Raw genomic sequence first — 16,245 nt, forward strand, 5'->3', positions numbered from 1 at the left:
TATATGAAGCAGTCGCTAGCGGCACGTCTGATCGGAGCGGTGGCTGCGGGCACCGTGGCCGCCACGGTGATGGCCGGATGCTCCAGCCAGAACCAGGTGCCCTCCATCGGCTATGCCGTCGACTCGGTGATCGCCAGCTATAACGGCGGCAGCACGCTCGGTGCGAGCAGCGGTTCGGCTGCGGTATTCGCGCGGGTGTTGACGGGGTTCTTCTATACCGGACCGGACGGTCAGCAGGTCGCCGACACCGACGTCGGCACCGCGAAAGAGGTGCCTGGCGAGGCGCAGACGGTGCAGTACCGGCTCAATGCGGACGGGGTGTACTCCGACGGGGTGCCGACGTCATGTGACGATCTGGTGCTCGCCTGGGCCGCGCGCAGTGGCCGCTATACCAAACCCGGTGACCGCGGCCAGGTTCCGCTCTTCGATGCCGCGAGCACCGCCGGATACGCCGATATCGAGCGGGTGGACTGTCAGCCCGGGTCCAAGGACGCCACCGTCGTGTTCCGCGCGGACCATCACTACTTGCCGTGGCGCGATCTGTTCACCGCGGGGGAGTTGATGCCCGCGCATGTGGCGGCTCGGGTGGCGAATGTGCCGAATGTGGTGACGGCGGTGCAATCCGGTGATCAGGCGTCGCTGCAGCGGATCGCCGACTTCTGGAACAACGGGTGGACGATCGGCACGGACAAGGTGGATCTTTCGCGGTTCCCGTCATCGGGGCCGTATCGGATCGATTCCTACTCCGCCGAGGACGGTCTGGTGCTGGTCGCCAACGAGCGCTGGTGGGGCAATAAGCCCGAGACCGGGCGGATCGTGGTGTATCCGAAGACCGCCGATCTGAAAGCGAAGGTCGGTGACAATGCGGTCGGGGTTGTCGATATAGGCGCCGGATCGGTGAAAGACATCAATCTGGGCGGGTTTTCGGTTCGGACCGTGCCGGGGCGCGGTGTCGAGCAGTTGGTGCTGGGTACGTCGGGAGTCTTCGCCTCGGCCGACGCGCGGCGCGGTTTCGCATTTTGTGTGCCGCGCCAAGATCTGTTCGACAAACTCGGCAAGGCCAAGGACGCACCGAAGACCGGACTAGGCACCGCGGTGCTGAATTCTCGTATCACGCAGCAGGATTCGCTGTATTACCCGAACGTCATCGGCGCGGCCGACAAGTACCGTGGCGGTGATGCGACGGCGGCCGCGGCCGCCGGTGCGGCCAAGCCGACAATTCGGATCGGATATGTGAAGCCGGACGACCGGCGCACGCAGACCGTGCAGATGATCGCGGACGCGTGCAAACCGGCCGGTATCAATGTGGTGGATGCCGGATCCGCCGATTTCACTGCGTCCCAGCTCACCGAGGGCAAAGTCGATGCCGTCCTCGGCGGCACCGCATCGGCCCCGGGTCCGGCCGGATCCGGGACCGGAGTGGCGGCTACCAGTGCGTTGCGCACCGGTAGCGGGCTCAATTTCGGTCGCTTCGGTAACGGCCGCTACGATTCGATCACCGATCAGCTTGCGGGCGACGACAACTCGACCGCAACGCTGAATCTGCGCACCGAGGCCGAGAACCTGCTGTGGGCGGAGATGCCGAGCATTCCGTTGTTCGTCACGCCCCGCACCATCGCGTTCGGCGACGGTCTGCGCAACGGCATAGCCGGGCCCACCCAGGCGGGCACTGGCTGGAACATGGACCGCTGGGTGTTGAAGCGGTGACAGGTGTTGGTGGGTGAGTAACCATGGAGAGGTGTCGATGAGCAAGCATGCGGCGGTGGAATCGGACGACGTCCTAGCCGAGCGGACAGGCAAGGCGGCCGAACTGGTCGAACGCCTGACCCGCTGGTGTGACGATTTCCCCTCTCCCGGCATCCGCTTCGCCGATCTCACGCCGGTATTCGCCGATCCGGAGGGCTTCCGGGCCGTCATCGACTGCCTCGCGGCGTGCGCACCCGATGCCGATCTGGTTGCGGGCGTCGATGCTCGCGGATTCATCATCGGCGCCGGCGTTGCCGCGACGCTGGGAACCGGTGTCATGGCGGTGCGCAAGGCCGGGAAGTTGCCGCCGCCGGTCATCTCGCGTGAGTACAGCCTCGAGTACGGCACCGCATCGCTCGAGATTCCGGCCGACGGTGTCGATCTGAAAGGGCGGCGCATTCTGCTGCTCGACGATGTGCTGGCCACGGGCGGCACTTTGGCTGCCGCCGCGGAACTGTTCCAGACCGCCGGTGCCGAAATCGTCGCGGCCGCAGTCGTTCTGGAGTTGGGCTTCCTCAATGGCCGCGATCGCCAGGGCGATTACCCATTGAGCTCGGTCGTGCGAGTCTAGATCGCTCGTTAGTGGCGGACCGGGTAGTCGAGGTGGGTTACTCGGTCGCCTCGGCGTTGCGGACAGAACATGTGATCGGAATATCAGTGGCGCGACAGCCGCGGATGTGTTTAATCTAGACGGGTCTTATCCCCGTTGATCGGAGTCATGTCGTTGCTCTCATGAGGTAGCCACCCGGGCGGCCCGCATCCTGTGCGCCGCATTCCCGCGCAACCTCTGGGGTCTACATGACCAATCTGTCTCTTTCCGATCTTACTTTCTCCTGGCCCGATGGCACCCCTGTCTTCGACGGTCTGGACGCGGTGCTCGGACCCGGCCACCTCGGCTTGGTCGGCGGCAATGGCGCGGGCAAGTCCACCCTGTTGCGGCTGATCGCGGGTGAGCTGACACCGGCGCGTGGTTCGATCACGCCCACCGGGCGGCTTGGCTATCTGCGCCAGGATCTCGGCCTCGGCGACGGTCAACGTGTCGACGCGGTGCTGGGCATCGCTGAGACGCGAAAGGCACTGCATCGCATCGAATCCGGCATCGGCGACGAGTCCGATTTCGATATCGTCGGCGCGCAGTGGGATGTCGAGGAGAGTGCCATCGCGCTGCTCGGTCGCCTTGGCCTGCACTACCTCGCCGACTCGACCGAACAGCTGGACCGCCGCCTGGAAACCCTCTCCGGCGGCGAGACGGTGCTGCTCGGCCTGGTCGCCGAGCTGTTGCGCGATCCGGACGTGCTGCTGCTCGACGAGCCGACCAATAACCTGGATCACGTTGCCCGCCAACGCCTCTACGAGGTCGTCGCCCAGTTCTCCGGCACCGTACTCACCGTCAGCCATGACCGCGAGCTGCTGGAGCGAATGTCCACCATCGCCGAACTGCGGCAGGGTGAATTACGTTTGTTCGGCGGCAATTTCAGCGAATACGAGCGGATCATCGAATCGGAGCAGGAGGTGGCGCGCGCCGCGATCCGGGACGCCCGCAGCGATGTTCGCAAACAGGCGCGCGAACTGGTCGAGACCCGGATCAAACTCGATCGCCGAGCGCGCTACGGGCAGAAGATGTTCGAGAACAAACGCGAGCCGAAGATCGTCATGGGCGCACGCAAGCGGGCGGCGCAAGTATCGGCGGGCAAGCTGCGCAATAACCACATCGAAAAGCTGGACACCGCGAAGGAACAGCTGCAACAGGCCGAGGATCTGTTGCGCGACGATCGACAGATCCGGATCGACCTACCGGGCACCCGGCTCTACCCGGGCCAGGACGTCATCGATCTCGAGGAGGTCGAACTGGCTTGCGGTCCGACCGTGACATTGCGGGTCTCAGGTCCTGAGCGGATCGCGCTGACCGGGCGCAACGGCGCGGGGAAAACCACACTGCTGCATCGCATCGCCGCCGAACCGCCGCTGGTGCCGTGGCGCATACTGCCGCAACGTCTCGATATCTTCGACGAGCAGCGCACGGTCTTCGACAATGTCGCCGCGACCGCACCGCACGCGGCCGCCGAACAGATCCGAGCCCAACTCGCCCGCTTCCTGTTCCGCGGCACCGATGCCGATGTCGCGGCGGCGGCCCTGTCCGGCGGTGAACGCCTGCGCGCGGCCCTGGCCATGCTCCTGATCGCCGATCCGGCCCCGAAGCTCCTACTGCTGGACGAGCCCACTAATAACCTCGACCTGCCCAGCCTCGACCACCTCACCCAGGCGCTGGCCAACTACGAGGGCGCACTGATCGTCGTCAGCCACGATTCCCGTTTCCTCGACGACATCGGGGTGACCCGACGTCTCGAGTTAACTGGAGACGGGCTGGTCGAAACGTGATAGTGCCCGCCGCATGACGCCCGGATGACGAAGTAGGCGCGGTCCGAGCTTCACCGCTAGCAGGGTCAGTGGGAGCCAGGGCCGCAGGTGCGGTTCGAGTCGGCGAATGCGGCCGTCGGCGGCCAATTCGAGGATCATGGCCTCGGTCATCCGGAATGGTCCGACGGCGGCCTCGGCGAGCAGAACTCGGCGGGCACCGTCGCCGATGTGCTCGGTCCAGCGCAGTCGGCCCAGGCTGCCGTACGCCGCGGTCAACAGAATGCGCAGATCGTCGTGACCTCGGAAGACCAACCGGCCCGAGACCGGCGAAGTCAGCTCGGCATCGGGGGCCAGGGTCGTCATCAGCGCATCGAAATCGCTGGCCTCCGTTGCCTCGCGAAACCGCGCCACAGTATCCGACATGTTTCGATCACCCCTTCACAGTTGGTCGTTTCGCAACGTATCGGAGTGACTTGCAAAAAGCAATGGACTACCATGGGCGGGTGCCCAAAGCTGCCATGTCCGACATTGTGTGCTCGATCGCGCGAACCCTCGACGTGGTCGGGGAGCGGTGGACGCCGCTGATCCTGCGCGACCTGTTCGTCGGGGTGAACCGGTTCGAGGACATCCGCCGCGATCTGGGAATCGCCACCAATGTCCTGACCGCGCGTCTGGACGTGTTGCGGCAGTACGGGATCGTCGAGGCCAGGGCCTACCAGACCAATCCGGTGCGCCACGAATATGTGCTCACCGAGCAGGGCCGCGATCTGTATCCGGTGCTCACGATGCTCATCTCATGGGGCGATAAATGGCTCGCCGGACCCGCGGGGCCGCCCGCGCTGGTCGTGCATCGTGATTGCGGACATCCGACGTCCGGTGTAGTGGTCTGCCGCGACTGCGGCGCACCGCTCACCGCCGACAACGTCTACTGGCGGCACGGTCCCGGCGCGCGGCGCGGACCGGGAACCATGCTGATCGGCGATCATCTGGAACCGGCACCGTAGATCCGTCGGGTAACGCAAGTGTTTCGCTCGAGTTGATGGACGTGCTCGGCTGCAGCATGATCAATCCGATGGATCCGGTGTTGCGGGCGATAGCCGATATCGATTGGGTCGAGCTGGAACATGCTTACGGCCCGGCGGCGGATGCTCCGGCGCACCTGCGGGCTCTGATCGACGGTGACGCCGAGGCGTGTGTCGACGCGGTCGGCTATCTCGACGCCGCGCTATTGCATCAGGGCAGCGTGTACTCCGCGACCGCGCCGTTCGTCGCGATCGTGGCCGAACTGCTGGCTCGTCCGCACACCGAGATGAAGGTCGAGGGCATACTGCCGTGGGATCCGGGGCCGCGACCGTTGCGCGTCGCGCTACTGGACTACCTCGAGGTCTTCGCACAGGGATGTTGTTCGGGAATCTCCGATGAGCAGCTGTATACCGAGGCATATCCACCCGGGCGAACCGAAGAGGATCTGCAGCGCGTCAAAGCGAATCGGCGTGCCGGGTTGCTGGAATTGGGACCGGATCCGGCGAATGCCCTTCTGGTGGAGCATGTTCCGACGCCACCGGGCTTGTTGGCGGCCATCGATGATCACGTATTCCGTGCGGCTATGCGGGCCAGGGACGAGATTGCCTGTCGCGCTGTTATTCCCGGCGTGATCGAGGCCGTCGAGCCCCTGGTCGACGATCCGGAGGTGACGGTGCGCATGGCCGCGCTGCGGGCGTTGATCGAACTCACCGCGCATCCGGCCTATGCCGAAAAGCGGGTCGCGTTGCTGCGGCGGGTGGACGAGATCGCGCCGACCATGTCGGATCCGGCCGAACGCGCCACTGCCGCAAGGATTTCCGGTCTCAACGGCGGCCGGCCGGAGCAACTGCTCGCCGATGTCCATCCCGGTGTGCGCACCTGCGCCGCTCTCGCGCCAGCATTCGCCGGCGAGCAGCGCGCTACCGACGAATTGCTCGCCGCGCTGGAGCATCCGGAAGTCATCGACCGGTGGTTCGATCGTCATCTGCCCGGACAGGACGGGTGGCTGCGCCACGATGTCATCCGGGAACTCGTCGGTCGTGTTGCTGATTTCGAGACGCTGCTACCCGCCGCGATCGAAGCGGCCTGGGCCGCGAATCCCAGCACCGTGCACTACGACTGTATTTCCTTTCTACACAGAGCCTTTCCGGATCCGATCGGAATCGGTTCGGAGCTGACCGCCGCCCAGCTGTCGTTCCTCGCGGTGCTGGTGGAGATCGATGATCTGTGGCAGCTCGGTCAACTCGAACGCTGGCTCGATACGGTGGGTCTGCCCGGCGGGCGGGACGGCTGTCGTCGGCTCGTCGAGCAGTAGCCATTCGGTCCCACAGCCGCAGTGTAGGTGTAGGGTCCTGACTTTCGCGGCCGGAACGCGGACACAAGGATGTGTATCCATGGGAATCGAGTTGCACGCGGCGGGGGTATGCCGCGCGCCCACCGCGGACTTCCTCGGTCAGGTGGGGGAGTGGTTGCGGACCGGCCCCGCCGGTGCGCGGGTCGACTGGACCGCCACATCCGCGCCACTGCGGAAATCGGTGGAGGTCTCCGGAGATCGCCTGCTTGCCGTGCTGCATCCGGCGGCCGAACCAGTCGACCTGCGTGCGGCGCACGGTCAGGTGGTGGTGAGCGCGGGTTGTGCGTCGGCCGGGCCGGGCTATCACCGGCACGTGGCGGCCGTGCTGCACGAAATGGGTCGGCGATTCGACATCGTGTGGGACGAGGGGACCGAGGATCCGCTCGGATTGGGCGATGACCGCGCCGAGGTCGAAAGTGACTATCTGATGTGGATCCGCGGTCTCGCGGAGACGGTGCTGACCGAGGTTCCTGCGGAAGACGCCTGGGTTTCGATCGGATTGTCGCTGGGCAGTGACCGTTTCGACTACGACGGGCTGGCCGCGAGCTGGTTGGGGCCGCGCGATCGCGACTGGTTCCAGGCGGTCCGCGATGGTGACGAGGCCGCGGCGCGCGCGTTCTTCCCATGGTGGGAGGACCGCTGGACCGCGCCGACGATTCGCAATACCGCGATGGGCATCATGTGGAACGACGTGCGATGGCGCGCACCATCGGACGCCGATGACACGCCCGCACTACACCAGGCCGATGCATTGCTCGCCGAGGCGCACCGGCTCGACGCGGAGCTGGAGCTGCCGTGGGCCGCCTGGCACGAATTGCGACTGTTGCTTGCGGATTCGGCCACCCTTGCGGCGGGTGCGCCCGCCGATCTGCCCGAGCGCGCCGCCGCGGCGGACCAGCAGCCGCTCGGCTACCGCCGCCGCCCGGTGCACACCACACCGGTATCCGGGTGGAGTCTGCGGATTCCCGGCGAATTCACCTACGGCTGGGACGGCGATCGGTGGTGGGCCTGGGACGGCACCCGCCAGATCGAGATCACCATCCTGCGCGTGGGCGACCCGAAAACCGGGCCGCCACCAGCCGCGATGCTGCAATACGGTGCCAACGCCACCGCGGGACATCGCGGCGAACCGGTGACCGGCGGACCCGGTGACGGATGGTGGCTGCCCTCCGAGGACGGTGCGGAGGTCGGAGTGCAGGGGATCGCCAGCCGCCGCAATGGTGAGTTGCTGCTGGTCACGATCAGTGTGCCCGGAAAGCAATTGGATTGGGCGATCGAGGCCTGGCGCTCGCTGCAGTACAACGGGGCCTGACCGCACGTTTGTGGAAGCGGGCGCGCGCCCCGGTCGAGCATGCTGGCCTTCCGACTCGAACAGGAGGTTCCCTTGGCCATCGCTGTCAACACCATTGTCGGCGTGTTCTTCTTCGCGATGGGTGTCTATGCCCTCGCGGCCCCTGCGGCGCTCACCCGTCCCTTCGGCATCCGCCTGGAGCAACCCGAAGCGCGCTACGAGATCCGGGCCGTCTACGGCGGATTCGGTCTGGCTATGGCGGCGATGCTGGCGGTGGCGGCAACCCACGACGGAACCCTACGCACCGCAATCATGATCACCATTGGTGTCGCACTCGGCGGAATGGCATTCGGCCGCATCGTATCTGCGGTGCTCGATGACCGAATCGCCTTCTACCCCAACTGGTTCTACTGCATTGTCGAGACGGTCGCCGCGGCGGCTCTGGTATCGGCCTCCTGAGCTCGCGGCGTCGTCACCGAATCGTCCGTTCCGGTCACGTTGCATCGCCCTCGGGTGACTGTGCCAGCGGAAACAGGATCGGACTCAGCAGGTATGGCGCGCGGTCTCCTGTCGCCGCGTTGGAGAGTCGGGGCAGGATCGCTGCCCGCAGATCGGTGATGAGCTCGGTGAGTTCGTCGTGGCTGAGCCATACCGCATGCTGGCGATAGCCGACCAGATCGCCGGTCGGGTCTGCGTCATCGCTTTGCAGGTACGCCTGGAATTCGGTCAGCAAGATGGCCATGGCGATCGGGAAGATCCGGCGATGGTCGGCGGTGGTTGCGGTTTCGGCATCGACCACGGCGCGTTCGCGGCGCAGGCGATAGCCGCGTTCCACCACGCCGCGCACTCGTTGCGCGCGGGCCACTTCGAGGATGCCGTGCTCGGCCAGCAGGTCGACGTGTCTGTACACGGTGGCCTTCGAGATGTCGGGCATGCGGGCGCTGAGCTGGGCGGTCGTCAGCACGCTGCCCCCCGACATGGCATGCACGATCCGCAGTCGCACCGGGTGGGCGAGTAGCTCCATCGGGTCCATGGAGCAATGTTCTCATCTCTGATATTGTTCGCAAAGTTGAGATCAATGCCGGGCTGATTGCCCTGAGCGCAGGAGGATTCGATGTCGTCGATCGCACCTACTCGCACCGGCATCGAGGTGGTCGAGCACTTGTGCTCGGGTCGGTATGCGCAGGTGCACGAGATGTTCGCGGCGCAACTGCAAGCGCTGGTGTCGGCCGAAAAACTGGGCGCGGCTTGGGAATCGGTCCTCGATCGGTACGGATTGGTGGCCGAGGTGGGAGCCGCGGTGAGCGAGGCCGGCGCGGTGCGGGTGCCCGTGCGGCTCGAACGCGGCGAGGTGGTGGTCGGGATGACGATCGACGACGCCGATCGCCTCACCGGCCTGCAACTGATGCCGCCCACGGCACCGTGGCAGCCACCCGACTACGCCGACCCGGAGTCCTTCGACGAGGAGCAGGTCGCGATCGGGCAGGCGCCTTTCGTCGTTCATGGCACCATCAGCCTGCCGCGGCGGCCGCGGCCGTGTCCGGCGGTTGTGCTGCTGGCGGGCGGGGGACCTTTCGACCGCGATATGACAACGGGTTCGAATAAGCCGCTCGCGGATATCGCCTGGGGGTTGGCCAGCCGAGGTATCGCGGTGTTGCGTTTCGACAAGATCACCCACGCGCATGCCGGTGTGGTCGCGGGACTCGCGTCCTTCACCATGACCGATGAATACGTGCCCCATGCAGTCGCGGCTGTAAATGTCCTGCGCGAGCACCCGGCCGTCGATACGGATCGGGTTTTCGTGCTCGGGCACAGTATGGGTGGGAAGGTCGCGCCACGGGTCGCGGCCGCGGCACCGACGGTGGCAGGGGTGATCGTCTTGGCCGGTGACGCCTCGCCGATGCACTGGTCCGCGGTGCGGGTCACGCGTTATCTCGCCGCGTTGGAGCCCGATGGTGGTGCCGGTGCGCAGGCCGCGATCGAGGCGATCGTTCGGCAGGCGCAATTGGTGGACAGTGCGTTGACGGTGTCGACTCCAGTCAGTGAACTACCCCTCGGGCTGCCCGCGTCGTATTGGTTGGATTCGCGGGACTACGATCCGGTCGCTGTCGCCGCGATATTGGGCAAGCCGATGTTCATTCTGCAGGGCGGACGGGACTATCAGGTCACCATCGATGACGACTTGTCGCTGTGGCGGGCTGGTCTGGCTGATCGGGCAGAGGTGACGATCCGGGTGTACGACTCGGATAACCACTTGTTCTTTCCGGGTGCGGGACCCTCGACTCCGGCGGAGTACGCGGCGGCGCAACATGTTGATCCGAAAGTGATTGTCGATATCGCCAGCTGGCTCGAGGCCTCGGTATAGATCGGCCCACAGCAGACCCGACACGCCGTCTTCGGCGATACCGTGTCGGCCTGACTTCGCGATCAACCAGTAGTGAGCATTCGTGCCTGTGACGAAACGAATTCGCCGTAGGGGATTTCGGCGGCCCGGCAATCGGGGCACTCTGGAAGAGAACCTCTGATCCGATGACAGGACCCAGATCGTGACACATGCCTTGACCCAGCTGGAGTTGCTGACCGAACTCGAACCCGTTGCCGAACAAAATCTCAACCGTCACCTATCGATGGCCAAGGACTGGCATCCGCACGACTACGTGCCGTGGGACCAAGGCCGCAATTTCGCCGAGATGGGCGGAATCGATTGGGAGCCAGCGCAATCCCAATTGAGTGAACTGGCCAGGGCTGCGATGGTGACCAATCTGCTGACCGAGGACAATCTGCCGTCCTATCACCGACTGATCGCCGAATCCTTCTCCCAGGACGGCGCCTGGGGCACCTGGGTGGGGCGGTGGACCGCCGAGGAGAACCGGCACGGAACCGTCATGCGCGACTATCTCGTTGTTACCCGAGGCGTGGACCCGGTGGCGCTGGAACAGGCGCGAATGGTCTGCATGACAGCCGGGGTGCAGCACCCGACCGGGGTGGACGAGAACGGATTCCTGCCTGGTATCGCTTATGTGACCTTCCAAGAACTGGCGACCAGGGTCAGTCACCGCAATACCGGCCGGGTCTGCAACGATGCGGTCGCCGACCGGATGCTGCAGCGTATTTCCGCCGACGAGAATCTGCACATGGTCTTCTACCGCAACCTCTGCGGTGCGGCCATCGATCTGGCGCCCGACCAAGCGCTGGCAGCGATCTCCGCGATCATCCGCAACTTCCAGATGCCCGGTGCGGGCATGCCGGACTGGCGTCGCAATAGCGTGCTGATGGCCAAACACGGCATCTACGATCTGCGCCAGCACCTCGAGGACGTCATCACGCCGGTGCTGCGCAAGTGGAATATCTTCGAGCGCAATGACTTCGGTGCCCGCGGTGAACAGGCGCGCGAGGAACTCGGCCTATTCCTGGAGCAGCTCGGCAAGGACGTGCTCAGGTTCGAGGAGCAGCGTGACCGGGCACTGGCACGCGAGGCGCGCAAGCGCGAGTGGCAGGACGCCTGAGCGGCTTCCGCTGAATCGATGATCTTGGTCCGACCAGCGGACTCTTGACGATTTTAGTTTTAGTCTCCTACACTAAAACTAAGCTCGAGAGGAAGCGATGACATGGGATACGGACACTGGGACGACACCGCCTACCGCGCGGCCAAGACCTTCCGCGCCAGTCGAGGCCTGGACGACTTCGGATACACCGCCGAGATGCGGGGGCAGCCGTATTCGGATTGGCGGGCGCATCCCGCGCTCGAACCACTCGGCGTCACCGTGCGCGAATGTCGGGATTCGGCCGAGCACGGCAACTCGCTCCCGATCGCGGTGCTGTTCGACGTCACCGGATCGATGGGACGGGTGCCGCGGATCATGCAGGACAAGCTCGGCAAATTGCACGGACTCCTGCAGCGCAAGGGCTATGCGGAAGATCCACAGATCATGTTCGGCGCCATCGGCGATGCCGATACCGACCGCGTGCCACTGCAAGTGGGGCAGTTCGAATCCGACAACCGGATGGACGAGCAGTTGCGCAATATCCTACTCGAGGGTGGCGGCGGCGGACAGAAGTCCGAAAGCTATGAACTAGCCGCGTATTTCATGGCCACCCATGTCGCGACCGACGCATGGGAGCGGCGCGGTAAGCGCGGTTACCTGTTCATCATCGGCGACGAACTGAACAAGGCGAAACTGGCGGGTCGGCATATCCGCGCCGTCATCGGCGATCACGTGCGCACCGATATCGAGGTCGCATCGATCTATCGGGAACTGGCCCAGCGCTGGCATGTGTACTACATCCTGCCGAACCAGTCGAGCTACTTCGACGATCCCGAGATCGCCGAGCACTGGCGGGGATTGCTCGGCCAGAACTTCATGAAGCTCGACGATCCCGCCGCGGTCTGTGAGCTCATCGCGCTCACCATCGGACTGGAGGAAGACCGCATCGACGTGCACGCCGGACTGGCGGACCTGCGTGATGTGGGGTCGGTGGCGGAGGCCGATTCGGTCGGAAAGGCGTTGAGAGTCAAGGCGGGACCGAATATTCGTGCCCTGTCGCGGGGGCGGAGCTGAATCCGGCAAGTGTTGGAGTGCTGCGGCTCCGATGTCGAGTTCGGCCCTGGGCGGCTACCGCGCGGGCACGCTGCTGATCTGCAGCGTTGAGGCCGGTGACCGACGCCGCAGTGGCACGCGGATGGCGGTGCACAAGGCCGAACCGTGCTGCGAGCCACCGGGGCGGACTGTCTGCGCTTGCGGATGAATCACTGGAAAGGTAAGGGGCGAAAGGTGCTTCAGTCGCACATCATCGTGCTCGACCTCGGATTCGGAGATGCGGGGAAGGGGGCGACCGTCGATTGGCTGTGCTCGCCGGAGGCAGGACTGGACGTATCGGCGGTCGTGCGGTTCAACGGCGGTGCGCAGGCGGCGCACAATGTGATCGCAGACGGTCGCCATCACACCTTCGCACAGTTCGGGTCCGGAACTTTTTCCGGAGTGCCCACGCTGCTCTCGCGGCACATGCTGGTCGAGCCGATCGCGCTGGCCGGTGAATCGCGGCAGCTGGCCGCACTCGGTGTGCCGGATCCGCTGTCGCTCTTGCGGATCGACGGTCGCGCATTGCTCACGACGCCGATCCATATCGCTGCCAACCGTGCCCGCGAAGATGCGCGGGGTTCCTCGCGGCACGGTTCCTGCGGCCGTGGCATCGGCGAAACTGCCAGTTACGCAATAGAATACGATGCACCGACCGTCTCGGATTGCCTGCGTCCCGACGTCCTGTACCCCAAGCTGCAGGCGATGGCGGCATACTTCGGACCGTTGATCGCGCCCAGCGCCCACCGCTATGAAGCGATCCGCGATCTGGTCGATATGTACCGTGAATTCGCCGCCGCCGTGCGCATAGTCGACGGCACCGAACTCGCCCGCCTCGCGGAACGCGGTCGCCTGATTTTCGAAGGGGCACAAGGTGTTCTCCTCGACGAATGGCGCGGCTTCCATCCGCACACCACCTGGTCCACCGTCGAACCGCGCAACGCCCGCGCCCTACTCACCGAAATCGACGCCCCCGCTTACACACTCGGCGTCACCCGCACCTACATGACCCGCCACGGCGCAGGCCCGTTCCCGACCGAAGACCCCACTATGACCTTCCCCGAGCCTCACAACGCCACCGGCCCCTACCAGGGCCACTTCCGTCGAGGCCACCTCGACCCCATCCTGCTCCGCTATGCCATCGAGGTCTCCGGCGGTATCGACGGGCTCGCACTCACCCACCTCGACGCACCCGGAACCGGCTACGCCGCAACGGGATACGCGACTGCGGGCGGGATGCTCGACCGGCTGGAACCGGGCCGCTGGCAAAACCTCGACCACCAGCGGGACCTCACCGCTCTATTGACCATGGCCGACCCGATCCTGACAGCCGTGCCAGCCGAGCCGGTGCCGTGGCTGGAACGCCAACTCGGTGCCCCGATAGTCCTGACCGCCCACGGCCCGGACCGTCGCGACCGCACTCCGACCCGAGTTGTCGCCGCCGCCTAGCAATCGGGAGCTGGCTCTGTCGGCGCGGCAGCTGGTGACCGGCGCGCAATCTTGCGCTCGCGCCGCGGCACAGGCACCCGACGCGTTGCAGTCGGCGACTGGCGTGCGCTCTCGCGTCCGCGCCGAGTCATGGCGCATCGAGTGGCACTCGGTTGCGGGGAACCTCGAGACGGCGGCTCGATAGTGTCACTCCGCGCGAGCTGGCCGGAGTGCGGCAGGATGGGGTCGCGTGGAGCAATCCGTGGTTTCGGTCGATGTGGTGGCATTGCGGTTCTGGGCCGACGATGCCGAGGTGAGTGTGGGTATCGCGGCGCGGGAGATGGAGCCGTTCACCGGGCATTTGGCATTGCCGGGCGTGCTGCTCGGGCGGGGCGAGCGGTTGGTCGCGGCGGCGCGGCGGGCGGTGCATACCAAGTTGGGCGTGCCAGCGGCGGCCATCGGGGCGGTCGGGCAGTTGGTGACCTTCGACGAACCGAATCGCGATCCGCGCGGGCCGACGTTGTCCATTGCCATGTGGGCCGTGGTCGAGCCGCATGAGGGGCCCGCGCAATGGGTTTCGTTCGATGCGGTGCCCGATTTGGCCTTCGACCACAACCGCATCGTCGATGCCGCCCGGAGCCTGCTGGCCAGTCTGCTCTGGAAGGATATGGCTTTCACCAGAGCACTGACCGGCGACGAATTCCCGGCGACCCGCGCGGTGGAACTCAGCTCCTCCGTCCTCGGCGCCCGCCCCGACCCAGCGAACCTGAATCGGACCCTGGCCGCCATCCCCGGCCTGGCACGCACCACCGAACGCCGCCGCGTCAAAGCCACCGGCCGCCCCGCCGCCGTCTGGGCCTTCACCCCCGACGATTAGCGCACCGCTGCAACGACTTCCACGCAACGGTGTTCAGTCGCGTGGGACGTACATGATGACGGCTACGCCGAGCAGGCAGAGGGTGGCGCCGAGGTAGTCCCAGCGGTCCGGGTGGAATTTGTCGACGATCATGCCCCAGGCGAGGGAGCCCGCCACGAACACGCCACCGTAGGCGGCCAGGATGCGGCCGAAGTTCGGGTCCGGTTGGAAGGTGGCGGCGAAGCCGTAGGCACCGAGTGCGAGTACGCCCGCCGCGATCCAGAGCAGCCCGCGGTGTTCCCGCCAACCCTGCCAGATCAGCCAGGCGCCGCCGATCTCGGCGAGTGCGGCAAGGGCGAACAGCAGCAGCGACCGGGCGATCGTCATGCGGTAGAACCTACCGCCAGGTCCGCTACACCTCGTAAACCGGGTTCCTGCTGTTCATCTCCCCGATACGTACCGGTGAGCAGGGTGAATAGTTATTGGCTATCGCAAGTTCAGTCGTTGTTCAGCAAGGCGACCGGCGATGGCGAGACCGATGAAACGTCCATGAACACCCACTCGGTGCGCTACCGAAAGGCACTGTCGTACTGGATCGTTCGGGGATATGAGCGCGCGAATCGTAGCCACCACGCCCCTCGCACGCAGGCAACTGTTGTCCGGCGCCATTGCCGCCGCGGCCGTTTCTACCGTCCTCGCCACCGGCCGCACGCAAGCCGCCACCCAAGCCGACAAGGTCGTCCTCATCGGGCTCGACGGCACGATGTACCGCAAGATCGAGGAGGTGCGGGCGCCGAACCTGTTGCGGCTCAGCGCCGAAGGCACCCTCGCCCGCAGCTCCATCGCCCCGCATATCTCCATCTCCGGCCCATCCTGGGCCACTGTGCTCACCGGCGTCTGGGGCAGCAAACACGGCATTGTGGACAATAATTTCGACGCGACCCCGTTCGCGAAGTATCCGACGGTTTTCACCCGACTCGAACGTCACGATCCGACCCTCAAAACTCAGTCCATCGCCACCTGGGATCAGATCGCCACCATGACGGCCAGCGGCGATCCACGCGCCGACGTCGTCATCTCCACTCCGCTCGTCCCCGATGACGACAACGAAAGCGCCACCGACGCCGCCACCACCGACAGCGTCGTCACCGCCATCACCAAATACGCCCCGGACTTCCTCTTCACCCACCTCGACCAGGTCGACCGGGCCGGTCACCAGCACGGCGGCGCGTCCAGCGAATACCGCGAGGCCGTCACCCGCATCGACGCCCTCGTCGGCCGCATAGTCGCCGCCGTGGATGCCCGCGCCCGCGCCAACCTCGCCGAACGCTGGACCATCCTGGTCACCACCGACCATGGCCACCGGCCCAAGGGCGGTCACGGCGGTCAAACCCCCGACGAGACAAGCAGTTTCGTCATCGCCCGCGGCCCGAACTTCCTCGCGGGCGCGATCAGTTCCAGCTTCTCCCTGGCCGATATCACCCCTACCGTGCTGGATATCTTCCACGCCCCGCTCGACCCGGACTTCGACGGACAATCGCGTATCCGCCTGCCCGTCGAACCCTTCACCAGCCGATAGGGGCACCTTTCGCACGCTTCGCTCGTTGTCGCC

At 65.6% G+C, this 16,245-nt stretch carries 16 protein-coding genes; 13 read left to right on the forward strand and 3 right to left on the reverse strand.

The features are described from left to right. The first annotated feature begins 3 nt into the window (after positions 1-3). The 3 genes from AB0J47_RS03490 (at position 4) to AB0J47_RS03500 (ending at position 4,125) form a co-directional block, all read left to right on the forward strand. Positions 4-1,707 carry an ABC transporter substrate-binding protein gene (locus AB0J47_RS03490; protein WP_364340048.1) on the forward strand — a complete coding sequence of 568 codons (1,704 nt, stop codon included), beginning with the start codon at positions 4-6 and terminating at the stop codon, positions 1,705-1,707. Between the two features lie 37 nt (positions 1,708-1,744). Beyond that, positions 1,745-2,317, forward strand: a complete 573-nt coding sequence (locus tag AB0J47_RS03495) for an adenine phosphoribosyltransferase (RefSeq protein ID WP_364340050.1) — start codon at positions 1,745-1,747, stop codon at positions 2,315-2,317. A 227-nt stretch (positions 2,318-2,544) separates the two neighbouring features. Further along, on the forward strand, positions 2,545-4,125 hold the full coding sequence (locus AB0J47_RS03500; RefSeq protein ID WP_364340052.1) for an ABC-F family ATP-binding cassette domain-containing protein: 1,581 nt from the start codon (positions 2,545-2,547) through the stop codon (positions 4,123-4,125). Here the strand turns inward: AB0J47_RS03500 and AB0J47_RS03505 are convergent. Beyond that, positions 4,096-4,527, reverse strand: a complete 432-nt coding sequence (locus AB0J47_RS03505) for a nuclear transport factor 2 family protein (protein WP_364340054.1) — start codon at positions 4,525-4,527, stop codon at positions 4,096-4,098. The genes AB0J47_RS03500 and AB0J47_RS03505 overlap by 30 nt on opposite strands. 80 nt (positions 4,528-4,607) lie before the next feature. On the opposite strand from AB0J47_RS03505, the gene AB0J47_RS03510 reads away from it, so the two are divergent. From AB0J47_RS03510 to AB0J47_RS03525, 4 genes are all read left to right on the forward strand, one after another. Next, positions 4,608-5,108, forward strand: coding sequence for a helix-turn-helix domain-containing protein (locus tag AB0J47_RS03510; protein ID WP_364340056.1), 501 nt, complete (start codon positions 4,608-4,610; stop codon positions 5,106-5,108). A 35-nt stretch (positions 5,109-5,143) separates the two neighbouring features. Next, on the forward strand, positions 5,144-6,442 hold the full coding sequence (locus AB0J47_RS03515) for a hypothetical protein (protein ID WP_364340058.1): 1,299 nt from the start codon (positions 5,144-5,146) through the stop codon (positions 6,440-6,442). Positions 6,443-6,521: 79 nt separating this feature from the next. After that, on the forward strand, positions 6,522-7,793 hold the full coding sequence (locus AB0J47_RS03520) for a hypothetical protein (RefSeq protein ID WP_364340060.1): 1,272 nt from the start codon (positions 6,522-6,524) through the stop codon (positions 7,791-7,793). Between the two features lie 78 nt (positions 7,794-7,871). Continuing rightward, a complete protein-coding gene (locus AB0J47_RS03525) occupies positions 7,872-8,231 on the forward strand; it encodes a DUF4345 domain-containing protein (RefSeq protein ID WP_364340702.1) in 360 nt (119 codons plus the stop codon). 34 nt (positions 8,232-8,265) lie between these two features. Here the strand turns inward: AB0J47_RS03525 and AB0J47_RS03530 are convergent, their stop codons facing one another. Then, a complete protein-coding gene (locus tag AB0J47_RS03530) occupies positions 8,266-8,805 on the reverse strand; it encodes a helix-turn-helix domain-containing protein (protein ID WP_364340062.1) in 540 nt (179 codons plus the stop codon). Between the two features lie 81 nt (positions 8,806-8,886). Here AB0J47_RS03530 and AB0J47_RS03535 point away from each other — a divergent pair, with 81 nt between their 5' ends. From AB0J47_RS03535 to AB0J47_RS03555, 5 genes are all read left to right on the forward strand, one after another. After that, a complete protein-coding gene (locus AB0J47_RS03535; RefSeq protein WP_364340064.1) occupies positions 8,887-10,137 on the forward strand; it encodes an alpha/beta fold hydrolase in 1,251 nt (416 codons plus the stop codon). 181 nt (positions 10,138-10,318) lie between these two features. Further along, positions 10,319-11,278, forward strand: coding sequence for an acyl-ACP desaturase (locus tag AB0J47_RS03540; RefSeq protein ID WP_364340066.1), 960 nt, complete (start codon positions 10,319-10,321; stop codon positions 11,276-11,278). Positions 11,279-11,380: 102 nt separating this feature from the next. Continuing rightward, a complete protein-coding gene (locus AB0J47_RS03545) occupies positions 11,381-12,331 on the forward strand; it encodes a hypothetical protein (RefSeq protein WP_364340068.1) in 951 nt (316 codons plus the stop codon). 213 nt (positions 12,332-12,544) lie between these two features. Further along, on the forward strand, positions 12,545-13,798 hold the full coding sequence (locus AB0J47_RS03550) for an adenylosuccinate synthetase (RefSeq protein WP_364340070.1): 1,254 nt from the start codon (positions 12,545-12,547) through the stop codon (positions 13,796-13,798). A 229-nt stretch (positions 13,799-14,027) separates the two neighbouring features. Then, on the forward strand, positions 14,028-14,654 hold the full coding sequence (locus AB0J47_RS03555; protein ID WP_364340072.1) for an NUDIX hydrolase: 627 nt from the start codon (positions 14,028-14,030) through the stop codon (positions 14,652-14,654). A gap of 33 nt (positions 14,655-14,687) precedes the next feature. Here AB0J47_RS03555 and AB0J47_RS03560 read toward each other — a convergent pair whose 3' ends face one another. Then, positions 14,688-15,020 carry a YnfA family protein gene (locus AB0J47_RS03560; protein ID WP_364340074.1) on the reverse strand — a complete coding sequence of 111 codons (333 nt, stop codon included), beginning with the start codon at positions 15,018-15,020 and terminating at the stop codon, positions 14,688-14,690. Between the two features lie 220 nt (positions 15,021-15,240). Here AB0J47_RS03560 and AB0J47_RS03565 point away from each other — a divergent pair, with 220 nt between their 5' ends. Further along, positions 15,241-16,212 carry an alkaline phosphatase family protein gene (locus tag AB0J47_RS03565; protein WP_364340076.1) on the forward strand — a complete coding sequence of 324 codons (972 nt, stop codon included), beginning with the start codon at positions 15,241-15,243 and terminating at the stop codon, positions 16,210-16,212. Positions 16,213-16,245: the final 33 nt, after the last annotated feature.

Origin of the sequence: Nocardia sp. NPDC049737, from assembly GCF_040674755.1 — a bacterium.
In the GTDB taxonomy this organism is placed as follows: Bacteria; Actinomycetota; Actinomycetes; order Mycobacteriales; family Mycobacteriaceae; genus Nocardia.

Excerpts from the sequence above, each read along its gene's own strand:
- AB0J47_RS03490 (WP_364340048.1), top strand. The coding sequence starts at position 4 with ATGAAGCAGTCGCTAGCGGCACGTCTGATCGGAGCGGTGGCTGCGGGC.
- AB0J47_RS03495 (WP_364340050.1), top strand. The coding sequence starts at position 1,745 with ATGAGCAAGCATGCGGCGGTGGAATCGGACGACGTCCTAGCCGAGCGG.
- AB0J47_RS03500 (WP_364340052.1), top strand. The coding sequence starts at position 2,545 with ATGACCAATCTGTCTCTTTCCGATCTTACTTTCTCCTGGCCCGATGGC.
- AB0J47_RS03505 (WP_364340054.1), bottom strand. The coding sequence starts at position 4,527 with ATGTCGGATACTGTGGCGCGGTTTCGCGAGGCAACGGAGGCCAGCGAT.
- AB0J47_RS03515 (WP_364340058.1), top strand. The coding sequence starts at position 5,144 with ATGGACGTGCTCGGCTGCAGCATGATCAATCCGATGGATCCGGTGTTG.
- AB0J47_RS03520 (WP_364340060.1), top strand. The coding sequence starts at position 6,522 with ATGGGAATCGAGTTGCACGCGGCGGGGGTATGCCGCGCGCCCACCGCG.
- AB0J47_RS03530 (WP_364340062.1), bottom strand. The coding sequence starts at position 8,805 with ATGGACCCGATGGAGCTACTCGCCCACCCGGTGCGACTGCGGATCGTG.
- AB0J47_RS03535 (WP_364340064.1), top strand. The coding sequence starts at position 8,887 with ATGTCGTCGATCGCACCTACTCGCACCGGCATCGAGGTGGTCGAGCAC.
- AB0J47_RS03545 (WP_364340068.1), top strand. The coding sequence starts at position 11,381 with ATGGGATACGGACACTGGGACGACACCGCCTACCGCGCGGCCAAGACC.
- AB0J47_RS03560 (WP_364340074.1), bottom strand. The coding sequence starts at position 15,020 with ATGACGATCGCCCGGTCGCTGCTGCTGTTCGCCCTTGCCGCACTCGCC.
- AB0J47_RS03565 (WP_364340076.1), top strand. The coding sequence starts at position 15,241 with ATGAGCGCGCGAATCGTAGCCACCACGCCCCTCGCACGCAGGCAACTG.